Raw genomic sequence first — 25,949 nt, 5'->3', positions numbered from 1 at the left:
GATGGCCGTGGGGCAGCGGCAGGCCCGGACCTGAGCACGCCCGCTCGGCAACCTGAGACACGCGGCGACGGCGCTCGGAGGGGGCGTTTGCATGATCCGAGGCTAGATTTCCGGCGGCCCAGGTGTCAAGTTTTGTTTACACAAACAACCTGTGCGCCGCGATCGGCGCCAGCCCATCCGCAGATTTTCCGCAGGATAATGCCGATCAGTTGAGTTCACTATCGTGTGAGTCGAGGTCGCCGATGCCGTAGCGGCGCATCTTGGCGTAGAGCCCCTGCCGGCTCAGGCCGAGCATCTCGGCCGCCGAGGCGCGGTTGTCGCGGGTGATGCGCAGAGCCGCCTCGATGCAGAGCTTCTCGATCAGGTCGGTGGTCTCGCGCACGAGCGTCTTCATCGAGACGCGCCCGACCAGTTCGGTCATCTGCTCGACCGAGCGAGGCAGGCCGCCGCCCGTGGACGCCGCCGCATTCGGACGGCGCGGCATCGAGCGGATTGTGAAGCCGAAGCAGGGCTGCTCGCCCCCGCTCACCGAGACGGCCGCGACCTCCACCTCCTCCGAGGAGCCGTAGCTGCCGCGCAGGGCCGTCGCGAAATGGCGCACCGCGCCGTGCTCCTGCAGCGTCGCGAACAAGGCCTGGGCCTCGGTCTCCTCGCGGCCGAGCCAGCGTTCCAGCGGCTCTCCGCGCACCTGCTCCTCGGTGGCGAGCTGGGCGAGGTCGAGGAAGGCGGGGTTGGCCGTCAGGATGCGGCGAGCGGTATCAGTGACGACGAAGCCCTCGGGCAGCTTCGCGATCACGCCGAGGGCGTTGGCCGTGCCGTGATGGGCAACCTCGAGCTGCGCCGGCTCCGGGGAGAGCCGCAGGAGCACGCTCGTCGCAGTCTCTCCGCGGAACAACGAGGCGGAGATGCGGGTCTCGCCACGTCCGCCAGCCAGGCGGCCCTGTAGGTCGGCGGCCTGTCCCGTCACGCGCAGACCCGCGAACAGGACCTGCAGGTCGCGCGCGCTCGACGGGTCGAACAGCTCGACGACATCCTGGCCCATCACCCGCTTCTGCGGCCGGCCGAGCCGCCGGGCCGCGGCGGGATTGACCTCGGTCACCCGCCGCGTGCCCGCGTCGACCACGAGCACCGGCTCGCCCGAAAGCTGGAACAGCAGCTTGTAGCGGGTCTCGGCGGCGCGAAGGCGGACGTAGTCGCGCTCCAGCGCCTGCTGCGTCTCGGTCAGCCGGCGCTGGAGCGCGGCGACGGAACGCAGGTCGCGTCCGAGCACGATGACGGGACCGCCGATCTTCGGGCGCATCGTCGAGTAGCGGACCGGCAGGTCGATACCGCGCGGCGAGGGATGATTGACCTGCCGCCAGCGGGTGATCGCGCCCGGCGCGGCATCGCGCAGGAGCGCATCGATCTTCGGCCGGCTCTCGATCGTCACCGTGTCGATCCAGGGGCGCCCGAGCCACGTCTCCACGCCCTCGGAGCCGAGATCGTCGCCGCTGAAGGCTGCGTCGCGGATGATCCCGTCCTCGTCCACCACGAGCGACAGGTCCGTGGTGGCAGCAATCAGGATCCCGGTCGCCTCGCCATCGAGGAGACCGGCCGCCTGCTGCAACGCCGCGGAGGGGCGATGCGGGATAGGTCTCGCCAGCGAGGTCAAGTTCACCACTTCGTTACAGAGTAAAGCGGGTCCTTTCAGCAGGCTTGCGCCCGCTTTTCAAGCAAGCTTTCGGCGATACCAGGGGCGATTTTCCCGTCGCTCGCCATCGCGTCGGCGCCGGCGAGACGAACCTGCTCGGGGTGGCGAACGAAAAGGGGTCCGCCGACCATCACGCGGACCTGGCGATTGCAGGAGGCCTTGCGCAGGTCGCGCACGGCCTGCGTCAGGGCCGGAAGCAGAACGTCGTAGGAGAGCGTTAGGCCGATGACGTCGAACCACTCGGCCCGCACGAGTTCGACGAGATCGAAGCCGGGATCCGCCCCCGTCGTCGTGACCTCCCAGCCCGCCTCCCGGAAGAAGCTCGCGACGATAGACAGGCAAAAGATGTGCGTTTCGCCGGGACACGGCAGCAGCAGGATGCTGCGCCCGTTGCCGCGTCCCGATTCGCCTTCCATCTGCGAGCACAGTTCGCGCGTCACGGCATGGAGCCGCCCGATCGCGACGGTGACGTCGAGGAAGTCGCATTCGTCCTCCTCCCACAACTCGCCGAGGTGGCGCGCCGCGGGGGCGAGCAGGTCCAAGAGGAGGCTGTCGAGGGAAAGCCCCTCGTCGAGCAGCGCAAGGACATGCTCGGTGATGTCGTCGGCAGCGGGATCAAGCAGCAACGCGCTGAATTGCGCGATCTGATCCTGGGACGGACGCCGCTCGACCATCAGCCGCGTGGGCTCGGCGGCCTCGCGATGCGCGAGCATCAACCGGGGAAGGATCTCGCCTTCGATGATTCGCGCCAGATCGCCCTGAAGGGAGAAGCCGTCATGCTTGGCGGTGTCGGGGGCGCGACTCGGGCTGTGCGACGGCACGGAGCCGCACTCGGGTGGCGCGGCGGCGGGCTCGAAGCCTCGTCCGTAATGCCTCCAGGCGCCCATCTGCGTCTCCCATTCCGTGCGGCTCGGCTGGACGTCTGGGTCGGCAAGCGACTTCAGGTTGTTCCCACTTTAATTCATCCTACGATAGCCGAGACCGGCTTCTTGGCAATGGTAGAATTCCAACAAAGACGAAAACGCATGTAAACGTGAATGGACGTAAAGCTGGATTGACACTTGCCGGATCTCCGCCTTAGGCTCGGGTCATCCGGGAGGCCCCGCAACGACGGGACCTGAGGCAACCAGAGGGCGGAAGCATGGGTCCGAGACGGGACCAGCCGGCACCACCGCTCTACACGAGCGCCGAACGCCAGCGGCGGGACGCCTCGCCCTGGACGATCGTTCAGGGCGTGCTCGCTCCCCTGCAGTTCCTGGTCTTCCTCGTCAGCCTCACGCTGGTGCTGCGCACCCTCGCCACCGGCGAAGGGCTTTTCGCCGCCAACCTCTCCGTGGTCGTCAAGACGCTCACGCTCTACGCGATCATGGTGACCGGCTCGATCTGGGAGAAGGCGGTCTTCGGGCGCTACCTGTTCGCCCCGGCCTTCTACTGGGAAGACGTGTTCAGCATGGCCGTCCTGGCGCTGCACACGGCCTATCTCATCGCCCTCACCACCGGCTGGCTCGAACCCCACGCCCTGCTCATCCTGGCGCTCGCCGCCTACGCGACCTACGTGGTCAATGCCGGCCAGTTCATTCTGAAGCTGCGCGCCGCGCGCCTCCAGGCCTCGCCCGACGCCGGCTCCCTCCCGATGATGGCGGAGGGCGCGCGATGAACGCTCACGCTCCTCTACCCGATGCCGCCGGCTGCGGCGTCGAGATTCGCCAGGAATACGGCCAGCGCGCCGTGTTCTGCGGCCTCACCGGCATCGTCTGGCTGCACCGCAAGATCCAGGACGCGTTCTTCCTCGTGGTCGGGTCGCGCACCTGCGCCCACCTGATCCAGTCGGCCGCCGGCGTGATGATCTTCGCCGAGCCGCGCTTTGCGACCGCGATCATCGACGAGCGCGATCTCGCCGGCATCGCCGACATGAACGACGAGCTCGACCGCGTCGTCGGTCGCCTCATCGAGCGCCGGCCGGACATCAAGCTGCTCTTCCTCGTAGGCTCCTGCCCGTCGGAAGTGATCAAACTCGATCTCAGCCGCGCCGCCCTGCGCCTGTCCAAGAGCCTCGCGCCCGACGTGCGTGTGCTGAACTATTCGGGCTCCGGCATCGAGACGACGTTTACGCAGGGCGAGGATGCTTGCCTGGCGTCCTTGGTGCCCGACCTGCCGGCCGAACCGGCGGAAGCCGCCGCCTCGCTCCTCGTGGTCGGCGCTCTGGCCGACGTGGTCGAGGACCAGTTCGCGCGCATCTTCGCCGAGATGGGCCTGGACGACGTGCGCTTCCTGCCTGCGCGCCGGGCGAACGAGATGCCGGCGGTGGGGCGCAACACCCGCTACCTGCTGGCCCAGCCCTTCCTCACCGACACCGCCCGCGCCCTCGAAGAGCGTGGCGCCCGGCGGATTGCCGCACCGTTCCCCCTCGGGGCCGAGGGTACGACCCGCTGGCTGCAGGCCGCCGCCGACGCGTTCGGTGTCGATCCGCAGCATTTCGAGGCGGCGACGGCACCGGGCAGGAAGCGCGCCGGCCAGGCTCTCGCCCATTACCGGGAGCGGCTCGCGGGCAAGCGCATCTTCTTCTTCCCCGATTCGCAGCTCGAAGTGCCGCTGGCCCGCTTCCTATCCCGTGAGATGGGAACCGAGCTGGTCGAGGTCGGCACGCCGTACCTGCACCGTGCCCATCTCGCCGACGAGCTCGAACTGCTGCCGCGCGGCACCGTCGTCAACGAGGGCCAGAGCCTCGACGACCAGATGGACCGCTGCCGGGCGGCCAAGCCCGACCTCACGATCTGCGGCCTCGGCCTCGCAAACCCGCTCGAAGCGGAGGGGCTGTCCACCAAGTGGTCGATCGAGCTCCTGTTCACGCCGATCCAGGGCTACGACCAGGCCGGCGACCTCGCCGAACTCTTCTGCCGCCCGCTGGTGCGGCGGACGCGGCTGGAGGTTTGAGATCATGCCTAATCGCTGCGCAATCATGCATGATCTCAGCTTCCAGGGCGGTCGCGCTCCCTTGCGCCGAACCGGCGTCCACTTCGGTGGGGAGCGCTCCTGATGCAGCTCACCGTCTGGACCTACGAGGGGCCTCCCCATATCGGCGCGATGCGCATCGCCACGGCGATGAAGGGCCTGCACTACGTGCTGCACGCGCCTCAGGGCGACACCTACGCCGACCTGCTCTTCACGATGATCGAGCGGCGCGATGCCCGCCCGCCCGTCACCTACACCACCTTCCAGGCTCAGGACCTCGGCCGCGACACCGCCGAGATCTTTAAGAACGCCGTCGCGAAAGCCTACGAGCGCTTCCAGCCGCAGGCGATGATCGTCGGCGCGTCCTGCACGGCGGAGCTGATCCAGGACGATCCGGGCGGCCTCGCCAAGGCGCTGGCCCTGCCGATCCCGGTGATCCCGCTGGAGCTACCGGCCTACCAGAAGAAGGAAAACTGGGGCGCCTCCGAGACTTTCTATCGGTTGGTCCGGGCTCTCGCCAATCAGCCGGTCGAGCGCGCGCCCCGTGAAAACCGCCGGCCGATCTGCAACATCCTCGGCCCCACCGCCCTCGGCTTCCGCCACCGCGACGACATCGTCGAGATCCGCAAACTCCTCGGTGCACTCGGCATCGACGTGAACGTGGTCGCCCCGATGGGCGCCACCCCGGCCGATCTCGGCACGCTGAGCGCGGCGGATTTCAACGTCGTGATGTATCCCGAGATCGCCAAAGCCGCTGCGCAATACCTCGAGAAGACCCACAAGCAGCCCTTCGTCGATATCGTCCCGATCGGCGTGAAAGCCACCGAGCGCTTCGTCGAGGCGGTCGCGAAACTGGCCGGCGTCGATCCGGCACCGGTGCTCGCCGGCGCGCCCTCGCGGCTGCCCTGGTACTCGCGCTCGGTCGACTCGACCTACCTCACGGGCAAGCGCGTCTTCATCTTCGGCGACGCCACCCATGCCCTCTCCGCCGCCCGGATCGCCGCGACCGAACTCGGCTTCAAGGTCGTCGGCCTCGGCACCTACTCTCGTGAGTTCGCCCGGGAGATCCGGGCCGAGGCGGCGGAGCACGGAATCGAGGCGCTGATCTCCGACGACTACCTCGACGTCGAGGCCGCGATCCAGGCGGCGCAGCCGGAATTGGTGCTCGGCACGCAGATGGAGCGCCACATCGCCAAGCGCCTCGGCGTGCCCTGCGCGGTGATCTCGGCGCCGATCCACGTCCAGGATTTCCCGGCCCGCCACTCGCCGCAGATGGGCTTCGAGGGCGCCAACGTCCTGTTCGACACCTGGGTCCACCCGCTGATGATGGGCCTCGAAGAGCATCTCCTCGGCATGTTCCGGGAGGACCCCGAATTCCACGATGGCGTCGCGCCCTCGCATCTCGGCGGCAAGCCGAGGGAGAGCGCCGACGCCGTGGAGCAGGCGACGGCTGCTCCGCCGCTCGCGCCGTCGCCTGCGCCCCCGATCCCTGCATCGATCACCATCGACGGCCCCGCCCCCTGGGCCGCCGACGCCGAAAAGGAACTGCGAAAGATCCCCTTCTTCGTGCGCGGCAAGGCCCGCGCGAACACCGAACGTTTCGCCCGCGAGCGCGAACTCGCGATCATCACAGTCGAGACCCTGTACGATGCCAAAGCGCATTTCGGCCGCTGAGCGCCCGACGCTCCGCATCGTCCTCGTGACGATGGACAACCACATGGCGAGCGCGCTCGAGCGCGGCCGCCTGCGGCTCCGCGACGAGATGCCGGGCCTCGTGGTCGACTTCCACGCGGCGTCCGAATGGGACACCAACCCGCGCGCGCTCGAAGCGTGCAAGGCCGACATCGCCCGCGCCGACATCGTCTTCTCCGCGATGCTGTTCATCGACGAGCACGTGAAGGCGATCCTGCCGTCGCTGCTGGCGCGGCGCGGGCAGTGCGACGCGATGATCGGCGCGCTCTCGGCCTCCGAGATCGTCAAGACCACGCGGATGAACCGTCTCAACATGGACGGGACGACGCCGGGCGCCCTCGACTTCCTGAAGAAGCTGCGCGGCAAGCCGGGGGCCCAGGGCAACGGCGCCAAGCAGATGGCGATGATCCGCAAGCTGCCAAAAATCCTGCGCTTCATCCCCGGCAAGGCGCAGGACCTGCGCTCCTACTTCCTCGTGTTGCAATACTGGCTCTCGGGCTCGGACGAGAACATCGCCAACCTCGTGCGCTTCCTCGTCGGCCGCTACGCCGCCGGCCCGCGCGAAGCCTGGCGCGAGATCGCCGCAGCGGCGTCGCCGCTGAGCTACCCCGAGACCGGCCTCTACCACCCGCGCATGAGCGGCCGCATCGGCGAAGACGTCTCGCGGCTTCCCGTGACTGCTGCCGGCAAGGGCCGCGTCGGCCTGCTGGTGATGCGCTCCTACGTGCTCGCCGGAAACACCGCGCATTACGACGGCGTGATCGCGGCGCTGGAAGGCCGCGGGCTCTCCGTCGTGCCGGCCTTCGCCAGCGGCCTCGACAACCGCCCGGCGGTCGAGGCCTTCTTCACGCGCGACGGCCGCCCGGCGGTGGATGCCGTGGTCTCGCTCACCGGCTTCTCCCTCGTCGGCGGCCCGGCCTACAACGATGCGGCCGCGGCCGAGGCGACCCTGGCCGGCCTCGACGTGCCCTACCTCGCCGCCCACGCGCTCGAATTCCAGACCATCGAGCAGTGGGAAGGCTCCGATCGCGGCCTCTCGCCGGTCGAGGCCACGATGATGGTGGCGATCCCCGAACTCGACGGCGCCACCGCGCCGATGGTGTTCGGCGGACGTTCGAGCAATTCGATGGGCGCGAACGCCCGCGACATGCGCGCCCATCCCGAGCGGGCCGACATGCTGGCCGCCCGCGTCGAGCGGCTGGTGTCGCTGCGTCGCAAGGCCGTGGCGGAGCGCAAGATCGCGATCGTGCTGTTCGGCTTCCCGCCGAATGCCGGCTCGATCGGCACGGCCGCCTTCCTCTCGGTCTACCAGTCGCTCCACAACACCCTGAAGGGCCTCAAGGCCGAGGGCTACGACGTCGAGATCCCGGAGAGCGTCGACGATCTGCGCAACGCGGTGCTCGCCGGTAACGCCGCCCGCTACGGCACGCCCGCCAACGTCCATCACCGCATTCCCGCCGACGACCACGTCCGTCGCGAGCGGCATCTCGCCGAGATCGAGGCGCAATGGGGGCCGGCTCCGGGCCGCCAGAACAGCAACGGCTCGGTCCTGTTCGTCCTCGGCGTGCAGCTCGGAAACGTCTTCGTCGGCGTGCAGCCGGGCTTCGGCTACGAGGGCGACCCGATGCGGCTGCTGTTCGAGCGCGGCTTCGCGCCGACGCACGCCTTCTCGGCCTTCTACCGCTACCTGCGCGAGGATTTCCGCGCCGACGCCGTGCTGCATTTCGGCACGCACGGCGCGCTGGAATTCATGCCCGGCAAGCAGACCGGGATGTCCGAATCCTGCTGGCCGGAGCGGCTGATCGGATCGCTGCCGAATATCTACCTCTACGCCGCCAACAACCCCTCCGAGGGCATGATCGCCAAGCGCCGCTCCGCGGCCACCATGGTCAGCTACATGACGCCGAGTCTCGCCCAGGCCGGACTCTATCGCGGCCTGATCGACCTCAAGAGTTCGATCGAGCGCTGGCGTGCCCTGGAGCCCGAGGCCGAAGGCGAGCGCCACGACCTCGCCGAGCTGATCCAGATCCAGGCCGCCGCCCTCGACCTCGTGCCGGCCGAGCCGATCTGGGCCGACGACCTCGGCGGCAAGGTGCTGAAGCTCGGCCTCGCGATCTCCGAACTCGAACACACCCTGATCCCGCACGGCCTGCACGTCGTCGGCCAGGGCACGCCGCCCGAAGAGCGGGTCGACCTGCTGCTCGCGCTGGCGGAGGCCTCGAACGGCCTGATCCCCGAGCGCGCCGGCATCGAAGCCCTGGTCGCCGGCGAGAGCATCGACGCGGCCCTCTCAGCCGGCGGCCTGCCGCTCGACGACACCCACCGCGCAGCCTTCACGGCCTTGCGCGAGACCGACGCACTGCTGTCACGCGACCACGAGATCCCCGCCCTGCTGCGGGCGCTCGACGGCCGCTTCATTCCCCCCGTCGCCGGCGGCGACCTGCTGCGCAACCCGTCCGTTCTGCCCACGGGCCGCAACATCCACGGCTTCGACCCCTACCGGCTCCCCTCCGCCTTCGCCGTGGCCGACGGCCGGCGGCAGGCCGACCGCATCCTCGCCCGCTATCGCGACGAGGGTGCGCCGCTGCCCGAGAGCGTCGCCATCGTGCTCTGGGGCACCGACAACCTGAAGAGCGAGGGCGGCCCGATCGCCCAGGCCCTGGCCCTCGTCGGCGCAACGCCCCGCTTCGACGGCTACGGCCGGCTCTGCGGCGCGACGCTGATCCCGCTCGAAACCCTCGGCCGCCCGCGCATCGACGTCGTGGTCACCCTCTCCGGCATCTTTCGCGACCTGCTGCCGCTGCAGACGAAGCTTCTCGCCGAGGCCTCGTTCCTCGCCGCCACCGCCGACGAGCCGGTCGAGCAGAACTTCGTCCGCAAGCACACCCTGGCCCATCAGGCCGAGCATGGCTGCGACATCGAGACGGCGGCGCTCCGGGTCTTCTCGAACGCCGAGGGCACCTACGGCGCCAACGTCAACCAGCTCGTCGAATCCGGCCGCTGGGAGGACGAGGACGAGATCTCCGAGACCTTCTCGCGCCGCAAGGGCTTCGCCTACGGCCGCGACGGCAAGGCCGCCGCGCAGCGCGGGCTGATGGCGAGCGTGCTCGCCAAGGTCGACCTCGCCTACCAGAACCTCGACTCGGTCGAAGTCGGCGTCACCTCCGTCGACCATTACTTCGACGGTCTCGGCGGCATGGGCCGGGCGGTGGCCCGCGCCAAGGGCGACGCGGTGCCGATCTTCATCAGTGACCAGACCCGGGGCGAGGGCGTCGTGCGCTCGCTCTCCGAGCAGGTCTCGCTCGAGACCCGTACGCGCATGCTCAACCCTAAATGGACCGAGGGCATGCTCGGCCACGGCTACGAGGGCGTGCGCCAGATCGAGGCGCATCTCACCAACACCATGGGCTGGTCGGCCACCTCCGGCGCGGTGGCGCCCTGGGTCTACCAGCGCATCACCGAGACCTACGTGCTCGACCCCGCCATGCGCGAACGCATGGCCGCGCTCAACCCGACCGCCTCGGCCAAGGTCGCCCAGCGACTGATCGAGGCGCACCGCCGCGGCTTCTGGACCCCCGACTCGGAGACGCGCGACGCGCTCGACCGTGCCGAGGAAGAGCTCGAAGACCGCCTCGAAGGCATCACGGCAAGTATCCCGGCAGGAGTCGCCGCATGAACATCGCCATTCGCAACCCGGTCATCGGACGCAAGGAAGAGGGCAGCCTCCAGGTCGAACTCGATCCGGACCTGAAGATCGACACCGCCAAGGTGTTCGCGGTCTACGGCAAGGGCGGCATCGGCAAGTCGACGACGTCGTCGAACCTCTCGGTCGCCTTTTCGAAGCTGGGCAAGCGCGTCCTACAGATCGGCTGCGACCCGAAGCACGATTCGACCTTCACGCTCACCAAGCGCCTCGCCCCCACAGTGATCGATGCCCTCGAAGCCGTCGGCTTCCACTCGGAAGAGCTGCGCGTCGAGGACTTCGTGGTCGAGGGCTATAACGGCGTGAAGTGCGTCGAGGCCGGCGGACCGCCCGCCGGCACCGGTTGCGGCGGCTACGTCGTCGGCCAGACCGTGAAGCTGCTCAAGGAGCATCACCTCCTCGAAGACACCGACGTGGTGATCTTCGACGTGCTCGGCGACGTGGTCTGCGGCGGCTTCGCCTCGCCGCTCCAGCATGCCGACCGGGCGGTGATCGTCACCGCGAACGATTTCGACTCGATCTTCGCGATGAACCGCATCGTCGCGGCGATCCACACCAAGTCGAAGAACTACAATGTCCGCCTCGGCGGCGTCATCGCCAACCGTTCGGCTAAGACCGACGAGATCGACCGCTTCAACGACGCCGTCGGCCTCAAGCGTCTCGCCCATTTCCCCGATCTCGACATCGTCCGGCGCTCGCGCCTCAAGAAGTCGACGTTGTTCGAGATGGAAGCCTCGCCGGAGCGCGACCTCGTCGTCGCCGAATACATGAAACTCGCCGAGACGCTCTGGGCCGGCGGCGATCCATGCCTCGCCACGCCGATGAAGGACCGCGACCTGTTCGAGTTCCTCGGGTTCGATTGAGGTTTTTCGCGCGATGACCAGCTCGACCTACAGCCTCCGCCGCGGCCAGCTCACCACCTATTTCGACCGCACCGCGGTCGAGGCCTGGTCGCGCCTGACCTCCGATGCGCCGGTCTCCAAGATCCGCGCGACGGTGCGGGCCGGGCGCGACGCCATGCGGGCGAACCTGCTCTCGTGGCTGCCGGAGGACATGACCGGCAAGCGCCTGCTCGATGCCGGCTGCGGCACCGGAGCGCTTGCCGTCGAAGCGGCCCGGCGCGGGGCCGAGGTCGTCGCCATCGACGTCTCGCCGACGCTCGTCGGCCTCGCCCGCGAACGCCTGCCGGAGATCGCCGGCCCCGGCTCGATCGACTTTCGCGTGGGCGACATGCTCGATCCCTGGCTCGGCCGCTTCGATCACGTCGTCGCGATGGATTCGCTGATCCACTATCGCAGCACCGACATCGTCCGCGCCCTGGCCGAACTGGCCCTGCGCACCGACGGCTCGATCGTCTTCACCGTGGCGCCGCGCACCGCGCTCCTCACCGTGATGCACGCGGCAGGCTCGTTCTTCCCGAAGAGCGACCGGGCACCCGCGATCGTGCCGGTCACCGAGGGCGGGCTGAAGCGGCTGATCGCCAAGGAATCGGCGCTGGGCCGTTTCTCGGTGGAGCGCACCAAGCGGATCAACAGCTTCTTCTACCTGTCGAACGCGCTGGAGCTTCGTCGCTCATGAAGCCGACCCGCGCCCTCACCGATGCGCTCCTGCGCATCGGCCCGTCGATCCTCCCCTTCGCCGACGCGGCGACGGTGGAACTGCCCCTTGGCCGCCTGCTCAGACTCGCGCTGTTCCAAGCCACCGTTGGCATGGCTGCGGTGCTGCTGATCGGCACGCTGAACCGGGTGATGATCGTCGAGCTCGAGGTGCCGGCCTGGATCGTCGCGGTGATGCTGTCGCTGCCGCTGGTCTTCGCGCCTTTGCGGGCGCTCGTCGGCTTCCGCTCGGACACGCACCGCTCGGTGCTGGGCTGGCGGCGGGTTCCCTACATCTGGTTCGGCACGCTGCTGCAGTTCGGCGGCCTCGCCATCATGCCCTTCGCCCTGCTGATCCTGTCCGGCGACACCACCGGGCCGCACTGGGTCGGCCACGTGGCGGCCGCACTCGCCTTCCTCCTCGTCGGGGCTGGGCTCCACACCACGCAGACGGTGGGCCTCGCGCTCGCCACCGACCTCGCCCCCGCCCATGCCCGCCCGAAGGTGGTCGCGCTACTCTGCGCGGCGCTGCTCGCCGGCATGGTGGTGAGCGCCCTGGTCTTCGGTCTGCTGCTGGCCGATTTCTCGCCGCTCCGGCTGATCAAGGTGATCCAGGGCGCGGCGGTCGTCACCATCGTGCTCAACGGCATCGCCCTGTGGAAGCAGGAAGCCCGCGACCCGAACCGGACGGACAAGTCCGCGCCGCGCGCGAGCTTCGCGGAGTCCTGGCGCGGTTATGCCGGTGACGGCACAGCACGCCGCCGCCTCGTGGCGATCGGCCTCGGCACGGCCGGCTTCTCGATGCAGGACATCCTGCTCGAACCCTATGGCGGCCAGATCCTCCGCCTGTCGGTCGGCCAGACCACGGCGCTGACCGCGATGCTGGCGGCCGGCGGCGGCATCGGCCTGATGATCGCGGCGCGCTGGCTCAACCGCGGCGGCGACGCCTTTCGCGTGGCGGCGGCCGGCAGCGTCATCGGCATCGCGGCCTTCTCCGCGGTGATCTTCGCAGCGCCCCTCGATTCGGCGCAGCTGTTCGCCGCCGGCGTCACCCTGATCGGCCTCGGCGGCGGCCTCTTTGCTCACGGGACGCTCACCGCCTCGATGGCCAAGGCCGGCCCGGAGGATACCGGCCTCGCCCTCGGCGCCTGGGGCGCGGTGCAGGCGACGGCCGCCGGCCTCGCCATCGCGGCGAGCGGCATCCTGCGCGACCTCGGCGCGGCGGTAGCCCAGTCCGGCGTGCTCGGCGAGGGCATGAACGAGCCGGCGATCGGCTACCTCATCGTCTACCACATCGAGATCGCCTTCCTGTTCGCGACGCTGATCGCGATCGGGCCGCTGGTTCGCGCAGAAACCGGCGCGAGTACCCGGACGGCACGCCCCGACGAGGGACGCGCGCGCCTGCTCACACCCAAGACCCTCGTCAACCACCCCAGCTGAACCTTCGGGAGAACGACCATGCTGCCGAGAGGCGAAATCACCGGATACATCGACGTCGCGCAGGTCACCCTGTACGCGTTCTGGATCTTCTTCGCGGGGCTGGTGTTCTGGCTGCGCCGCGAGGACCGCCGCGAGGGCTATCCCCTCGAGGCCGAAGCCTTCGGCCGCCTCAAGAGTCCGGATCCGGTGCTGATCCCGCGGCCAAAAGCCTTCCTCCTCTCGAACGGCATCACGAAATACGCGCCGGCGCCCGACCCGACCTACGATACCGACGTGGCGAGCCGGAAGCGCGAGCCCTGGCCGGGCGCCCCCTACGATCCCACCGGCAACCCGCTCACCGACCGCGTCGGCCCCGGCTCCTGGGCGAACCGCGACGACGAGCACGACCACACCTTCGACGGCCAGAAGCGGATCGTGCCCCTGCGCGTCGCCGACCATTTCGTGGTCCACGAGGACGGCCCGAACCCCATCGGCATGACCGTGTTCGGCGCAGACCGGCAGGTCGCCGGCACCGTCAGCGATCTCTGGATCGACCGCGGCGAATCCATGGTGCGCTACTACGAGGTCGAGCTCGGCGTCGGCGGCAAGCGCGTGCTGATGCCGGCGACCTTCTGCACCACCGGCAGCATCACCCGGACGGTGAAGTCCGAGGCGCTGCTCGCCGCGCAGTTCGCCGGCATCCCGACGACTGCCGACCCCGACTCGGTGACCCTGCAGGAAGAGGAGCGTATCGTCTCCTACTTCGGCGCCGGCACCCTCTACGCCACCCCGTACCGCGCGGAGCCGCTGCTGTGATGAAGAAGCCGGAGCCTTTCTCCCCCCGCGGCCTGCCCGAGCCGCTTCCCCCCGGCGAGCGCATCCTCTGGCAGGGTGCCCCCACCGTCACCGGCGCGTTTTCGCGGATCTTCCACGCCCGCCTCGTGACGGCGTGGTTCGCGCTGGCCGCCCTCGTCTTCGGCGGGCTGGCCGCCTCGGACGGCTCCTACGCCTCGGCGCTGGCCATGGCGGTGCCGACGCTGGCGATCGGCGCGGGCGCGCTGGCGCTGCTCCTGCTCTTCTCGTGGCTCGTCCACCGCACGACCGTCTACACCATCACCGACCGCCGCGTGGTGATGCGGGTCGGCATCGCTCTGCCGATCACGCTGAACCTGCCCTACGCCATGACGGAGGGCGCGGGCCTGCGCGGCTTCTCCGACGGCAGCGGCGACCTGCCCGTTCAGATGAAGGCCGGCGAGCGCGTCGCCTACCTCCACCTCTGGCCCCACGCCCGGCCCTGGCACGTCACCCAGCCCGAGCCGATGCTGCGCTCGATTCCGGAGGCGGAAAAGGTCGCAGCCCTGCTGGCGCGGGCACTCTCGGCCTATGCCGGGCAGGCCGATGCGGCTATGCCTGTGATCAAGACGCGGCAACGCGCAACCGATCGTCAGGGTGCGCTCGTCGCGGCCGGCGCTCGCTAGGCGATGTTAGGGGAGGCGGTCATGTCGGAGACTGCGCGAAAGGGCTCGCTGCCGCTGGCAGCGATGATCGGCGCCGGAGCCCTGATGGGGTTCACGATGCTCGCCGTCGGGATCGGCCGCAGCGAGAGCGTCGGCCTCACCCAGCTGCCCGCCGCCGAAGTCGTCTCCAGCGTCGCCTTCCGCGTGGCGGACGTGGCCGACGGCTCAATCGCCATGCGCGACGCCACCGACGACCGGCTGCTGCTGACGATCCATCCCGGCGAGGACAACTTCATGCGCGCGACGATGCGCGGGCTCGCCCAGGCGCGCCAGCGCGCCGGGCTTGGCCGCGAGGCGCCGTTCACGCTGACCCGCTACGACAACGGCACGCTGTCGCTGGACGACGACGCCACCGGCCGCAAGGTTCCGCTGGAGGCGTTCGGCCAGCCGAATGCGCTCGCCTTCGCCCGCCTGCTGCCCGGCGACACCGGGACGCCCCGATGAGCTGGATCGGCAAGACCGTCGTCGAGGTGCCTTGCACCGTGGAGATCGAGCACACGCCCGAGAGCCTCCACGCGCACGTCACCCTGGATGCCGGCTTCGAGATCGAGCCCGGCGACGAGGTTCAGGTGCACGACGCGCCGAGCCTGCCGCCCTTCGGCGAGCGCATCGTCGTGAAGCGCCAGGCCACCGTCACCCGGGCCGGCGCACTGGAGCGGGCCTGGACCAAGCTGATCGCGCATCTGGAGCTCACCGAGCTCTACGAAGTAAGTTTTTCCGAGCGGAGGACGCTATGAACGCCAACGTTCAGCCCCCGAATACCGGCCCCGTGCCGAGATACCCGGTCAACGAGTCGACCAAGTCGGCCCAGGAGACCACCTTCCTCTCCCCGCGCTTCTACACCACCGACTTCGTCGAGCTCGACAAGACGAACGTCGAGCCGGTGCGGCGCGAGTGGGACATCCTCATCGAGGAGCTGCGCGCCGACCCGAACAAGCGCCACTTCACCCGCGACGGCGCCTTCGACTGCGACCTGAACGCGATGGAGCCGGCGCTCCGCAAGGAGTTCCTGGATTTCCTCGTCTCGTCGATCACGGCCGAGTTCTCGGGCTGCGTGCTCTACGCCGAGATGCGCAAGCGCGCGAAGAACAAGGATATCAAAGAGCTGTTCGGCTTCATGAGTCGGGACGAGGCGCGGCATGCCGGCTTCATCAACGACACGCTGAAGGATTTCGGCATCGGCGTGGACCTGGGTTTTCTCACCAAGTCCAAGAAATACACCTTCTTCCGCCCGAAGTTCATCTTCTACGCGACCTACCTCTCCGAGAAGATCGGCTACGCCCGCTACATCACCATCTTCCGTGAGCTCGAACGGCATCCCGAGCGGCGCATCCACCCGATCTTCAAGTGGTTCGAACTCTGGTGCAACGACGAGTTCCGCCACGGCGAGGCTTTCGCCCTGCTGATGCGCGCGAACCCGAAGCTCACTCAGGGCGTGAACCGCTACTGGATCCGCTTCTTCCTGCTCGCGGTCTACGCGACGATGTATGTGCGGGACCATTGCCGCCCGGCCTTCCACAAGGCGCTCGGCGTCACGCCGACGGATTACGACTTCACCGTGTTTAGGATCACCTCCGAAATCTCGAAGCAGACCTTCCCGATCACGCTCGACATCGACAATCCGAAGTTCAAGCAGGGCCTCGACAAGCTCCTTGCCTGCTCGACCAAGATCGCCGAGGCGAAGGCCGAGGGTGGGGTCGCGGGCAAGCTCAAGCATGCTGGCCAGACCGTCATCGCCGCCGCCACCTTCGTGCGCCTGTATTTCCTTCCGGTGAAGGATCACCAGATGCCGGCCGACATCCGTCTCCAGCCGGTGTGGTAGGGCGCTTATGTCGGCCTACGCCACGCCTGCACTCTACGCGGTGCTGCTCTGGTGGTTCTCCACCGGGGTGATCCTGCTCTTGGATCACCTCCCGCGAAAGACCCACAAGTGGAGTATGGCCGGCGGGACGCTGGTGCTGTTCGCGGCCCTGTGGGCGATCGGCTCCACCGCATCGGACGCCACCGAGACCGGCGTCTACACCGCCTTCACGGCGGCGGTGCTGGTCTGGGGCTGGCAGGAGATGAGCTACTACATGGGCTTCGTCTCCGGCCCGCGGCCGGTGGCCTGCCCGCCGCACCTGCGCGGCGTCGACAAGTTCTTCGCGGCGCTGGCCACCAGCCTCTGGCACGAATTCGCGATCGTGCTCGGCGGCCTCGCCATCCTGGTGCTGACCTGGGGCCAACCCAACCACTTCGCGCTCTGCACCTACGCCACGCTGGTGCTGATGAACGCCTCGGCCCGGCTCAACATGTTTTTGGGCGTGCGCAACCTCAACGCCGAGTTCCTGCCGGCGCATCTGGGCTATCTCGCCGGCTTCCTCACCAAGAAGCCGATGAACCTGCTGTTTCCGTTCTCGGTGAGCCTCGGCACCATCGCGGTTGCGCTCATGGGTCGCGCGCTGTTGGCCGAGGGGATCGCCACCTATGAGGTGGTCGGCTTCACCCTGCTGGCGAGCCTGACGGCGCTGGCGGTGCTGGAACACTGGTTCCTGATGCTGCCGCTGCCCTCGGCCGCGCTCTGGCAATGGAGCCTGCCGGGCAACCGGGTCGCGCCCGCCGCGATCGAGACCAAGGACAGTGCGGCAGCCCCGCGCGACTGATCGAAACGAACACCGTGCGGGGAAAAACACCCGCGGTTTGGGAGGACGGCCATGGACTACGAAGCGTTCTTCGGTGCCGAGATCGCCGGACTCCATCGGGAGGGCCGCTATCGCGTCTTCACCGACCTCGAGCGTCATCGCGGCGGCTTTCCGCGCGCGACGCACCACACGGGGCAGGGGGAGCGCGAGGTCACCGTCTGGTGCTCGAACGACTATCTCGGCATGGGCCAGCACCCCAAGGTGATCGACGCCATGCACGCGGCGCTCGACCGCTGCGGCGCGGGCGCGGGCGGCACCCGCAACATCTCCGGCACCAACCATTATCACGTGCTCCTGGAGCGCGAGCTCGCCGACCTCCACGACAAGGAGGCCGCGCTGATCTTCACCTCCGGCTACGTCTCGAACTGGGCGGCGCTGGGCACGCTGGGCGCCAAGCTCCCCAACTGCGTGATCTTCTCGGATTCCGAGAACCACGCCTCGATGATCGAGGGCATCCGCTCCTCCCGCGCCGAGCGCCAGATTTTTCGCCATAACGATCCGGAAGACCTCGACCGCAAGCTCGCGCTGATCGAGCCGGGCCGCGCCAAGCTGGTAGCCTTCGAGTCGGTCTACTCGATGGATGGCGACATCGCGCCGATCGACGAGATCTGCGACGTCGCCGAAAAACACGGCGCGCTGACCTATCTCGACGAGGTCCACGCGGTCGGCCTCTACGGCGCGCGCGGCGGCGGCATCTCCGAGCGCATGGGCCTCGCCCACCGCCTCGACGTGATCGAGGGCACCCTCGGCAAGGCCTTCGCGGTTCACGGCGGCTACATCACCGCGAGCGAAAAGCTCTGCGACTTCGTGCGCAGCTTCGCCTCCGGCTTCATCTTCACGACCTCGCTGCCCCCGGCCGTCGCCGCCGGCGCCGCCGCCAGCATCCGCCACCTGAAAGGGTCCAGCGCCGAGCGCGCCCGCCACCAGGAGCGCGTCGCCCGCGTCCGCAAGGCGCTGGATGCGGCCAACATCCCCTACCTGCCCAACGCCTCGCACATCGTGCCGGTGATGGTCTGCGACCCCGTGCTCTGCAAGGCGATCTCCGACACCCTGCTCGACGAGTTCGGCATCTACGTGCAGCCGATCAACTACCCGACCGTGCCGCGCGGGACGGAGCGTTTGCGGATCACGCCGGGGCCGCTGCACACGGATGCGGATATCGACCATCTCGTGGGGGCGCTGAGCACGATCTGGCAGCGGATCGGGTTGCGGCAGGAAGCGGCGGAGTGAGGCTCCAAACCCTCCCCCCTCTGCGGGGGAGGGTGCCCGCGGAGCGGGCGGGAGAGGGGCCGGCTCCGAACTCTCCGGGACCGGCGCTCCCCTCTCCCGACCCCTGCTGACGCAGGGGCCACCCTCTCCCGCAGAGGGGAGAGGATTTCGCGCGCATCATCCGATAGCCGCGCGTCATTGCGAGCGAAGCGAAGCAATCCAGGGCCATTGCTCCGCCGGCATGGATATGGCCCTGGATTGCTTCGGCTCCGCCTCGCAATGACGGAGAAGCGTCTGAACCGAGTTAGGTCCGCGTGCCCACCTTCCCCTTCACCGCCATCGTCGCCCAGGACGAGATGAAGCTAGCCCTGCTGATCGCGGCGGTGGATCCGTCCGTCGGCGGGGTTCTGGTCTTCGGGGATCGCGGCACCGGCAAGTCGACGGCGATCCGGGCGCTCGCGGCTTTGCTGCCGAGCATGAAGGCCGTGCCCGGCTGTCCCTATGCCTGCGATCCGGCGAGCCCTCCGCAAGCCTGCCCGCATTGCGCAAAAAATCCGCGCCCGAAGAAGAACGTGCAGGTGCCGGTGCCGGTGGTCGACCTGCCGCTCGGGGCGACCGAGGATCGCGTCGTCGGCGCGCTCGATCTGGAGCGGGCGCTGAGCCTCGGCGAGAAGGCGTTCGAGCCGGGCCTGCTGGCCAAGGCCAACCGCGGCTTTCTCTACATCGACGAGGTCAACCTGCTGGAGGACCACCTCGTGGACCTGCTCCTCGACGTGGCGGCCTCCGGCGTCAACACCGTCGAGCGCGAGGGCCTGAGCCTGCGCCATCCGGCCAAATTCGTCCTCGTCGGCTCCGGCAACCCGGAGGAGGGCGAGCTGCGCCCGCAACTCCTGGACCGCTTCGGTCTCGCCTGCGAAGTCGTGACGCCCACCGAGATCAAGACCCGCATCGACGTCGTGCGCCGCCGCGACGCCTACGAGCGCGACCCGGACGCCTTCTGCGCCGCCCACGCCAAATCCGAGAAGGCGCTGCAGAAGAAGCTCACGAGCGCGCGCGAGCTCCTGCCGAGCGTGGACGTGCCCGACGCCGCCCTGGAAAGCGCGGCGCGCCTCTGCCTGGCGCTCGGCACCGACGGCCTGCGCGGCGAACTCACCTTGATGCGCACCGCCCGCGCGCTCGCCGCCTTCGAGGGCGCCAGCACGGTCACCGACGAGCACCTCAAGCGCATCGCGCCCTCTGCGCTCCGCCACCGCCTGCGCCGCAACCCGCTGGACGAATCCGGCTCGACCGCGCGGGTGACGCGGGCGGTGGCCGAGGTTTTTCCAGGATGATGCGCGGGCATCGCCTCCCTCCCCCTTGTGGGGAGGGATACAGGGTGGGGGTGGTGCAGCCTGGTCCGGTCGAGGCAAGCGGAACCACCCCCACCTCCAACTCCTCCCCACAGGGGGGAGGAGAGCCGCGGGCGCTTGCGCTGAAATCTGCGGCAAGGCGGCAGCCGAAGGTGAGGGGGACCCGCCGGACGAGCCTCCTATGGCAACGCCCCCTCATCCTCGCTTCGGCTGCGGCTCGGCCCTCTCCTAAACCGAAGTCGGGCCTGCGCGACTTCGGCAGAAAGTGCAGATATCGGGCAAGCCCGAGATCTTTGCGGAGAGAGGGAGCCTGCCGGCGTGCCTCCGGTGTCTGACCCCTCTCCCCTCTGGACCGACGCCCTCCGCGTCGCCGCGCTCCTCGCGGCAGAACCGTACAGCTGCGGCGGCATCGTGGTGCGCGCCGGGGCAGGGCCGGTCCGCGATCGGTGGCTGGCGACACTGCAGGCCGGCCTCCCGCAAAACGCCCCGATCCGCCGCATGCCCACCGGCATCGCCGACGACCGCCTGCTCGGCGGGCTCGACCTCGCCGCGACGCTCCGCGCCGGCCGCCCGGTGGCGCAGAGCGGCCTGCTGGCCGAGGCCGACGGCGGCCTCGTCGTCGTGCCGATGGCCGAGCGGCTCTCGGCCGGCACCGTGGCGCGGCTCTGCGCGGCGCTCGACACCGGCAGCATCAGCCTGGAACGCGACGGCCTGCGGGGCGTGCAGCCGGCGCGCTTCGGGCTGATCCTCCTCGACGAGGGCGGCGCGGACGAAGCGGCCGCCGAAGCGCTCGCCGACCGGCTGGCGTTCCGGGTGGATTTTTCGGGAGTCGGGCTGCGGGACATCGGCAGCGATCCGCTCGCCCAGTTCCGATTGTCCCACACCCACCCTCATCCTGAGATGCCCGCCCCAGCGGGCCTCGAAGGCGGGCTCGAGAGGGCACCGGGATCCCCGCAGCGCTCCTTCGCCGTTCGAGATCATGGCGTGGCCGGCGGAGATGGCGGCTCTCCTCCCCCCTGTGGGGAGGAGTTGGAGGTGGGGGTGGTTTCGCCTGACACCGCGCCGGCCGGTGGGACCACCCCCACCCTCGATCCCTCCCCACAAGGGGGAGGGACGATCGCCGACCCTATCGCCACGCTTTGCGCCGCCGCCGCCGATCTCGGCATCGCGTCGCTCCGCGGCCCGCTCCTCGCCGCGCGCATCGCCCGGCTCGCGGCACGGCTCGACGGCCGGACGGACTTGACGGAGGCCGACGTGATCGAGGCCGCCCGGCTCGTCCTCGCCCCCCGCGCCACGCGCCTGCCCGCCTCCGAACCGCCCGCGGACGCACCCGACGCGGAGGCCGAGCCGGAGGACGCGCCGCCGCCGGAGGCCGGCGAGCCGTCCCCGCCGCCCGACGATTCGGAGACCGAGGGCGAGACCACCCGGCAGGACCTCGACGCGATCGTGCTGGAGGCCGCCCGCGCCGCGATCCCCCCGAACCTCCTGGCCCAGCTCCTGGCCAGCGGCCCGCGCCTGCGCGACGGCAAGGCCGGGCGCATGGGCGCATCCTCGGCCGCGCCGCGCTCGGGCCGCCCGGCTGGAAGCCGGCCCGGCGATCCGCGACGTGGCCGGCTCGACCTGATCGCAACGCTGCGGGCCGCCGCGCCGTGGCAGCGGATCCGGCGGGGAGCCATCGGGACCGGCGGCGGACCGGCCCGCCGCGTCGTCGTCCTCCCCGACGACCTTCGTATCAAGCGCCTGCGCCAGCGCACCGAGACCACGACGATCTTCTGCGTCGACGCCTCGGGCTCGGCCGCGCTGGAGCGGCTGGCCGAGACCAAGGGGGCGGTGGAACTGCTGCTCGCCGAATCCTACGTCCGGCGCGACCGGGTCGCGCTGGTGGCGTTCCGGGGGGCAGGGGCCGAGATCGTTCTGCCGCCGACGCGTTCGCTGGTGCGGGCCAAGCGCGCGCTGGGCGGCTTGCCCGGCGGGGGCGGCACGCCGCTCGCCGCCGGAATCGACGCCGCCGCGACCCTCGCGCTCAACGTGCGCCGGGGCGGCGGAAGCCCGGTGATCGTGCTGCTCACCGACGGCCGCGCCAACGTCGCGCGCTCGGGGGAGGGCGGCCGGGCGCGGGCCGGCGAGGAGGCGCTGGCCGCCGGCCGTCTGCTCAAGGCCCTCGGCCTGCGCATGCTCCTCATCGACACCGGTACCCGCCCCGAGGGCGCCCGCCGTCTCGCGGACGTCGCCGATGCGCGCTACATTCCGCTGCCCTATGCCGATGCGAGCGGCGTGAGCGCCGCGGTGCGGGCCGCGATCGCCTGAGACTGGCGTGCCGGCGCGGCGAACGGTCGGGCCACGGAGTAAGAGACCACCATGGCGTTCTTCGAGACGGACCGCCCCGATTGGGAGCGCGACGGCGCCGACTGGCCGAACCGCGCCGCGAGCCGGTTCGTCGAGTCGGCGGGCCTGCGCTGGCACGTGCAGGAATTCGGCCCGGCGGACGCGCCCGTGCTGCTGCTGCTGCACGGCACCGGCGCGGCCACGCATTCCTGGCGGGACCTCGCGCCGCGTCTCGCACAGGATTTCCGGGTCGTCGCGCCGGACCTGCCCGGCCACGGCTTCACCGATCCGCTGCCGGCGGCGCGATTGTCCCTGCCGGGCATGGCATATGCCGTGGCCAGCTTGTTATGCACGCTCGGTGTTGTACCGGCATTGGCCGCGGGCCATTCCGCCGGCGCCGCCGTGCTCGCCCGGATGTGCATCGATGGCAGCATCGACCCGCGCCGGCTCATCGCCTTCAACGGCGCGCTCAAGCCCTTCCCGGGGCCGGCGGCGTTCCTGTTTCCGACCATGGCGCGGGTGTTGTTCCTCAACCCGGTGACGCCGAAATTCTTCGCCTGGACCGCCGACCGGCGGGCGGTGCAGCGGCTCATCGACGGCACCGGATCGCGGCTCGATGCGGCCGGGCTCGACCTCTACAAGCGCCTCTTCGCCAAGTCCGGCCACGTGGCCGGGGCCTTGGGAATGATGGCGAATTGGGATCTCGAAGCCCTCGACCGCGACCTGCCGCGCTTGAGGCAGCACACCGTCCTGGTCGTCGGCGGCGAGGACAAGGCGATCCTGCCGGAGACCGGTTTCGCGGTCCGCGACCGCCTGCCCGACGCCCGCGTCGAGCTGATGCGCGGGCTCGGCCACCTCGCCCACGAGGAGGCGCCGGAGCGCGTCGCCGAGCTCGTCTTGCGTGAGGCGCGTCTGGCAGGGGTTCTGGCCACGGAATCCGCCGAACCGTGATCCTCCTCGACCGGGCCTTGCACGTCGCATGGCGCGAACGTGATTGCGAACGACCGCCGTTTCCCTCTTGCCTGCCGGAAAATCCCCGCCATAGTGTCAGCCAATGTTGACACTCGACGCCAAGCCGAGCGCTGTTCTTGACACCGACCGCCGTCCGCACGCGGTGGTGATCGGCTCGGGATTCGGTGGTCTGGCGGCCGCCGTCCGGCTTGGCGCGCGCGGCTACCGCGTCACCGTGCTGGAGCGGCTGGAACAGCCGGGCGGCCGCGCCCGCGTCCACCGGCAGGACGGCTTCACTTTTGACGCCGGCCCCACCATCGTCACCGCGCCGTTCCTGTTCGAAGAGCTCTGGCAACTCGCCGGCCGGCGCATGGAGGACGACGTCGCGCTGGTGCCGATGTCGCCGTTCTACCGCATCCGTTTCGAGGACGGCGCGACCTTCGAATACAGCGGCGACGTCGACGCCATGCGCGAGGAGGTCAGGCGATTTTCGCCTGCGGACGTCGATGGTTACGAACGCTTCATGCAGCGCAGCGCCGAGATCTGCCGGGTCGGTTTCGAGGAGCTCGGCCACGTTCCCTTCGAGTCCGTCGGCGACATGCTGCGGATCGCGCCGGACCTGCTGCGGCTCGGCGGTCATCGCTCGGTCTATGCCACCGTGGCGAAGTTCATCCGCGACGAGCGGCTCCGGACCATCTTCAGCTTCCACCCGCTGCTGATCGGCGGAAACCCCTTCCGCGCCAGCGCGATCTACTGCCTGATCGCCCATCTCGAGCGGCGCTGGGGCGTGCATTTCGCGCTGGGCGGCACCGGCCGGCTGGTGGACGGGCTCTGCGATCTGATCCGCGGCCAGGGCGGCAGCATCCGCTGCGGTGCCGACGTGGCGACGATCCGCGTTACGGACGGCGCGGCCACCGGCGTGGTGATGCGGGACGGCAGCTGGCTCGACGCCGACATCGTCGTCTCGAACGCCGATTCCGCCTTCACCTACACGCACTTGCTCAAGGGCCACCGCCGCAGGCGCTGGAGCGACCGCAAGGTCGGCGCGGCGCGCTCCTCGATGGGTCTGTTCGTCTGGTATTTCGGCACGAACCGGAAATATCCGGACGTCGCCCACCACACCATCATGATGGGGCCGCGCTACCGAGAACTCCTGAAAGACATCTTCGAGACGAAAAAACTCGCTGAGGATTTCAGCCTCTACCTGCACCGGCCGACCGCGACCGATCCGCTGCTCGCCCCGCCCGGCCACGACGCCTTCTACGTGCTGGCGCCGGTGCCGAATCTCGCCGGCGGGCAGGACTGGGCAGCGATCGGCGAATCCTATCGCCGAAAGATCGAGGGCTTCCTCGAAGGCTCCGTCTTGCCGGGACTGAAGGACGCGATCGTGACCTCGAAGATCACGACGCCGCAGGATTTTTCCGACGACTTCCTGAGCTTCCGCGGCTCCGGTTTCGGGCTGGAGCCCGTGCTCACGCAATCGGCCTGGTTCCGGCCGCACAACAGGTCCGAAGACGTGAAGAACCTCTACCTCGTCGGCGCGGGGACGCATCCCGGCGCCGGGCTCCCCGGCGTGCTGTCCTCGGCCCGCGTCCTCGACAGCCTGGTGCCGGATGCGCACGTCTTTGCCTGACGCCCCCCTCGCCAGCGCCGCCGATCACGCCGCCTGCCGGGCCGCGATCCGCACGGGCTCGAAGAGCTTCTTCGCGGCCTCGACGCTGCTGCCGCCCGCGGTGCGGGTGCCGTCCTTCGGCCTCTACGCCTTCTGCCGCCTCTCGGACGACGCCGTCGACGAGGCCGGCAGCCGCGCCCGCCAGCGGATGGCGTCGGACCGCCTGGCGCAGCGCCTGAGTCTCGCCTATGCCGGCCGCCCCGCCAACGCGCCGGCCGACCGGGCGCTGGCCGACCTCGTCGCGCGCTACGCCATGCCGGAGGCGCTGCCCCGCGCCCTGCTCGAAGGGCTCGCCTGGGACGCCGGGGGCCGCCGCTACGCGACCCTCTCGGAGCTGACGGACTACGCCGCCCGCGTTGCTGGCGCCGTCGGCGCGATGATGACGCTGATCATGGGCGTGCGCGATCCGGCGGTGCTGGCCCGCGCCTGCGATCTCGGGGTGGCGATGCAGTTCACCAACATCGCCCGCGACGTCGGCGAGGACGCGCGAGCCGGCCGGCTCTACCTGCCGCTCGACTGGCTGGCGCAGGCCGGCATCGATCCCGACGCCTTCCTGGCCGACCCCGTGGCGAGCCCGGCGATCCGCTCCGTCGTGGCCCGCCTGCTCGATGCGGCCGAAATCCTCTATCGCCGCTCCGAACCGGGGATCGGCGGGCTACCGCTCGGCTGCCGTCCGGCGATCCGGGGGGCGCGGCTGATCTATGCCGAGATCGGGCGCGCCATCGAGGCGAACGGTCTCGATTCGGTCACGTGCCGCGCCCGCGTGCCCGGTTCGCGCAAGGCCGTGCTGCTCGCCCGCGCCGCGCTGCCGGCGCCTGTGCTCCCAGACGCCGCAGCGCCGCCGCTGCCGGAGACCGCCTATCTCGTCGACGCCGTCCGGGATCATCCGATGCCGGCACTCCCCGTGCCGCGCCGGCTGCCGGCATGGTGGGACGTGTCCGGCCAGGTCGCCCACGTGCTCGATCTCATCGAGCAATTGCAGGAGCGTGAGGCCTTCGCCGAGAACCAGCCGGGACAGCAGCGTCTGGAAACGGCGTAGGACAAACGGCCGTCAGATTCGCCTCTTCGGGTCGGCGGCAAACCCGAACGTGCGTCGCCGCAGATCGGGCACGGGACGCCGCCGCCGCGCATTGCCTACGGCGTTCGGCCATTGGCCGGCCCCGGCTCGCGGGACCGGCCAATGGCGTCGCCGGT

General features: G+C 69.8%; 21 protein-coding genes. 19 read left to right on the top strand and 2 right to left on the bottom strand.

Annotated features, from left to right (window positions below):
• Positions 1–205: 205 nt before the first annotated feature.
• A complete protein-coding gene (ppsR, locus tag MFF07_RS05790) occupies positions 206–1,660 on the bottom strand; it encodes a transcriptional regulator PpsR (RefSeq protein WP_147813373.1) in 1,455 nt (484 codons plus the stop codon).
• Positions 1,661–1,686: 26 nt separating this feature from the next.
• Positions 1,687–2,577 (bottom strand): cobalamin B12-binding domain-containing protein, encoded by an 891-nt coding sequence (locus MFF07_RS05785; protein ID WP_147813374.1) that lies wholly within the window; start codon positions 2,575–2,577, stop codon positions 1,687–1,689.
• 254 nt (positions 2,578–2,831) lie between these two features.
• Here MFF07_RS05785 and bchF point away from each other — a divergent pair, with 254 nt between their 5' ends.
• The 19 genes from bchF (at position 2,832) to MFF07_RS05690 (ending at position 25,794) form a co-directional block, all read left to right on the top strand.
• Positions 2,832–3,347 (top strand): 2-vinyl bacteriochlorophyllide hydratase, encoded by a 516-nt coding sequence (gene bchF, locus MFF07_RS05780; protein ID WP_147813376.1) that lies wholly within the window; start codon positions 2,832–2,834, stop codon positions 3,345–3,347.
• Positions 3,344–4,624 carry a ferredoxin:protochlorophyllide reductase (ATP-dependent) subunit N gene (locus MFF07_RS05775; RefSeq protein WP_147813378.1) on the top strand — a complete coding sequence of 427 codons (1,281 nt, stop codon included), beginning with the start codon at positions 3,344–3,346 and terminating at the stop codon, positions 4,622–4,624. Before bchF ends, MFF07_RS05775 begins: the two co-directional genes overlap by 4 nt.
• 102 nt (positions 4,625–4,726) lie before the next feature.
• Positions 4,727–6,316 (top strand): ferredoxin:protochlorophyllide reductase (ATP-dependent) subunit B, encoded by a 1,590-nt coding sequence (gene bchB, locus MFF07_RS05770; RefSeq protein ID WP_147813380.1) that lies wholly within the window; start codon positions 4,727–4,729, stop codon positions 6,314–6,316.
• Positions 6,291–10,010 (top strand): magnesium chelatase subunit H, encoded by a 3,720-nt coding sequence (locus tag MFF07_RS05765; protein WP_147813382.1) that lies wholly within the window; start codon positions 6,291–6,293, stop codon positions 10,008–10,010. The genes bchB and MFF07_RS05765 overlap by 26 nt, the downstream gene beginning before the upstream one ends.
• Complete coding sequence (bchL, locus tag MFF07_RS05760) at positions 10,007–10,900, top strand: ferredoxin:protochlorophyllide reductase (ATP-dependent) iron-sulfur ATP-binding protein (RefSeq protein ID WP_147813384.1); 894 nt, start codon at positions 10,007–10,009, stop codon at positions 10,898–10,900. Before MFF07_RS05765 ends, bchL begins: the two co-directional genes overlap by 4 nt.
• 13 nt (positions 10,901–10,913) lie before the next feature.
• Complete coding sequence (gene bchM, locus MFF07_RS05755) at positions 10,914–11,615, top strand: magnesium protoporphyrin IX methyltransferase (RefSeq protein WP_147813386.1); 702 nt, start codon at positions 10,914–10,916, stop codon at positions 11,613–11,615.
• Positions 11,612–13,072 carry a BCD family MFS transporter gene (locus MFF07_RS05750; protein ID WP_238231073.1) on the top strand — a complete coding sequence of 487 codons (1,461 nt, stop codon included), beginning with the start codon at positions 11,612–11,614 and terminating at the stop codon, positions 13,070–13,072. The genes bchM and MFF07_RS05750 overlap by 4 nt, the downstream gene beginning before the upstream one ends.
• Positions 13,073–13,093: 21 nt before the next feature.
• Positions 13,094–13,867 carry a photosynthetic reaction center subunit H gene (gene puhA / locus MFF07_RS05745; protein WP_147820473.1) on the top strand — a complete coding sequence of 258 codons (774 nt, stop codon included), beginning with the start codon at positions 13,094–13,096 and terminating at the stop codon, positions 13,865–13,867.
• Positions 13,867–14,529, top strand: a complete 663-nt coding sequence (gene puhB / locus MFF07_RS05740; protein ID WP_147820470.1) for a photosynthetic complex putative assembly protein PuhB — start codon at positions 13,867–13,869, stop codon at positions 14,527–14,529. The genes puhA and puhB overlap by 1 nt, the downstream gene beginning before the upstream one ends.
• 21 nt (positions 14,530–14,550) lie before the next feature.
• Positions 14,551–15,012 (top strand): photosynthetic complex assembly protein PuhC, encoded by a 462-nt coding sequence (puhC, locus tag MFF07_RS05735; RefSeq protein ID WP_187272661.1) that lies wholly within the window; start codon positions 14,551–14,553, stop codon positions 15,010–15,012.
• Positions 15,009–15,305: an O2-dependent cyclase accessory protein gene (locus tag MFF07_RS05730; protein ID WP_147820466.1), complete on the top strand. Its 297-nt coding sequence runs from the start codon at positions 15,009–15,011 to the stop codon at positions 15,303–15,305. Before puhC ends, MFF07_RS05730 begins: the two co-directional genes overlap by 4 nt.
• Positions 15,302–16,390, top strand: coding sequence for a magnesium-protoporphyrin IX monomethyl ester (oxidative) cyclase (gene acsF, locus MFF07_RS05725; protein ID WP_147820464.1), 1,089 nt, complete (start codon positions 15,302–15,304; stop codon positions 16,388–16,390). The genes MFF07_RS05730 and acsF overlap by 4 nt, the downstream gene beginning before the upstream one ends.
• Before the next feature lie 7 nt (positions 16,391–16,397).
• Entirely contained in the window at positions 16,398–17,210 is an 813-nt protein-coding gene (puhE, locus tag MFF07_RS05720) for a putative photosynthetic complex assembly protein PuhE (RefSeq protein WP_147820462.1), read from the top strand.
• A 51-nt stretch (positions 17,211–17,261) separates the two neighbouring features.
• On the top strand, positions 17,262–18,479 hold the full coding sequence (gene hemA, locus MFF07_RS05715) for a 5-aminolevulinate synthase (protein ID WP_147820460.1): 1,218 nt from the start codon (positions 17,262–17,264) through the stop codon (positions 18,477–18,479).
• Between the two features lie 293 nt (positions 18,480–18,772).
• Positions 18,773–19,789 (top strand): magnesium chelatase ATPase subunit I, encoded by a 1,017-nt coding sequence (bchI, locus tag MFF07_RS05710; protein WP_238231071.1) that lies wholly within the window; start codon positions 18,773–18,775, stop codon positions 19,787–19,789.
• Between the two features lie 336 nt (positions 19,790–20,125).
• Entirely contained in the window at positions 20,126–22,114 is a 1,989-nt protein-coding gene (locus MFF07_RS05705; RefSeq protein ID WP_373322251.1) for a VWA domain-containing protein, read from the top strand.
• Between the two features lie 51 nt (positions 22,115–22,165).
• Positions 22,166–23,083, top strand: a complete 918-nt coding sequence (bchO, locus tag MFF07_RS05700; protein WP_147820371.1) for an alpha/beta fold hydrolase BchO — start codon at positions 22,166–22,168, stop codon at positions 23,081–23,083.
• A 103-nt stretch (positions 23,084–23,186) separates the two neighbouring features.
• Positions 23,187–24,716: a phytoene desaturase gene (locus MFF07_RS05695; RefSeq protein WP_147820369.1), complete on the top strand. Its 1,530-nt coding sequence runs from the start codon at positions 23,187–23,189 to the stop codon at positions 24,714–24,716.
• A complete protein-coding gene (locus MFF07_RS05690) occupies positions 24,697–25,794 on the top strand; it encodes a phytoene/squalene synthase family protein (RefSeq protein ID WP_147820367.1) in 1,098 nt (365 codons plus the stop codon). Before MFF07_RS05695 ends, MFF07_RS05690 begins: the two co-directional genes overlap by 20 nt.
• The last annotated feature ends 155 nt before the right edge of the window (positions 25,795–25,949 follow it).

This window comes from Methylobacterium thuringiense (genome assembly GCF_022179645.1).
GTDB classification, from domain to species: Bacteria; Pseudomonadota; Alphaproteobacteria; order Rhizobiales; family Beijerinckiaceae; genus Methylobacterium; species Methylobacterium thuringiense.
This window is presented reverse-complemented; position numbering and strand designations above follow the sequence as displayed.

Bases quoted from the DNA above. Each gene is read 5' to 3' on its own strand.
- MFF07_RS05785 (WP_147813374.1), bottom strand. From the start codon at position 2,577: ATGGGCGCCTGGAGGCATTACGGACGAGGCTTCGAGCCCGCCGCCGCG.
- bchF (WP_147813376.1), top strand. From the start codon at position 2,832: ATGGGTCCGAGACGGGACCAGCCGGCACCACCGCTCTACACGAGCGCC.
- MFF07_RS05775 (WP_147813378.1), top strand. From the start codon at position 3,344: ATGAACGCTCACGCTCCTCTACCCGATGCCGCCGGCTGCGGCGTCGAG.
- bchB (WP_147813380.1), top strand. From the start codon at position 4,727: ATGCAGCTCACCGTCTGGACCTACGAGGGGCCTCCCCATATCGGCGCG.
- MFF07_RS05765 (WP_147813382.1), top strand. From the start codon at position 6,291: ATGCCAAAGCGCATTTCGGCCGCTGAGCGCCCGACGCTCCGCATCGTC.
- bchL (WP_147813384.1), top strand. From the start codon at position 10,007: ATGAACATCGCCATTCGCAACCCGGTCATCGGACGCAAGGAAGAGGGC.
- bchM (WP_147813386.1), top strand. From the start codon at position 10,914: ATGACCAGCTCGACCTACAGCCTCCGCCGCGGCCAGCTCACCACCTAT.
- MFF07_RS05750 (WP_238231073.1), top strand. From the start codon at position 11,612: ATGAAGCCGACCCGCGCCCTCACCGATGCGCTCCTGCGCATCGGCCCG.
- puhB (WP_147820470.1), top strand. From the start codon at position 13,867: ATGAAGAAGCCGGAGCCTTTCTCCCCCCGCGGCCTGCCCGAGCCGCTT.
- puhC (WP_187272661.1), top strand. From the start codon at position 14,551: ATGTCGGAGACTGCGCGAAAGGGCTCGCTGCCGCTGGCAGCGATGATC.
- MFF07_RS05730 (WP_147820466.1), top strand. From the start codon at position 15,009: ATGAGCTGGATCGGCAAGACCGTCGTCGAGGTGCCTTGCACCGTGGAG.
- acsF (WP_147820464.1), top strand. From the start codon at position 15,302: ATGAACGCCAACGTTCAGCCCCCGAATACCGGCCCCGTGCCGAGATAC.
- puhE (WP_147820462.1), top strand. From the start codon at position 16,398: ATGTCGGCCTACGCCACGCCTGCACTCTACGCGGTGCTGCTCTGGTGG.
- hemA (WP_147820460.1), top strand. From the start codon at position 17,262: ATGGACTACGAAGCGTTCTTCGGTGCCGAGATCGCCGGACTCCATCGG.
- bchO (WP_147820371.1), top strand. From the start codon at position 22,166: ATGGCGTTCTTCGAGACGGACCGCCCCGATTGGGAGCGCGACGGCGCC.
- MFF07_RS05695 (WP_147820369.1), top strand. From the start codon at position 23,187: ATGTTGACACTCGACGCCAAGCCGAGCGCTGTTCTTGACACCGACCGC.
- MFF07_RS05690 (WP_147820367.1), top strand. From the start codon at position 24,697: ATGCGCACGTCTTTGCCTGACGCCCCCCTCGCCAGCGCCGCCGATCAC.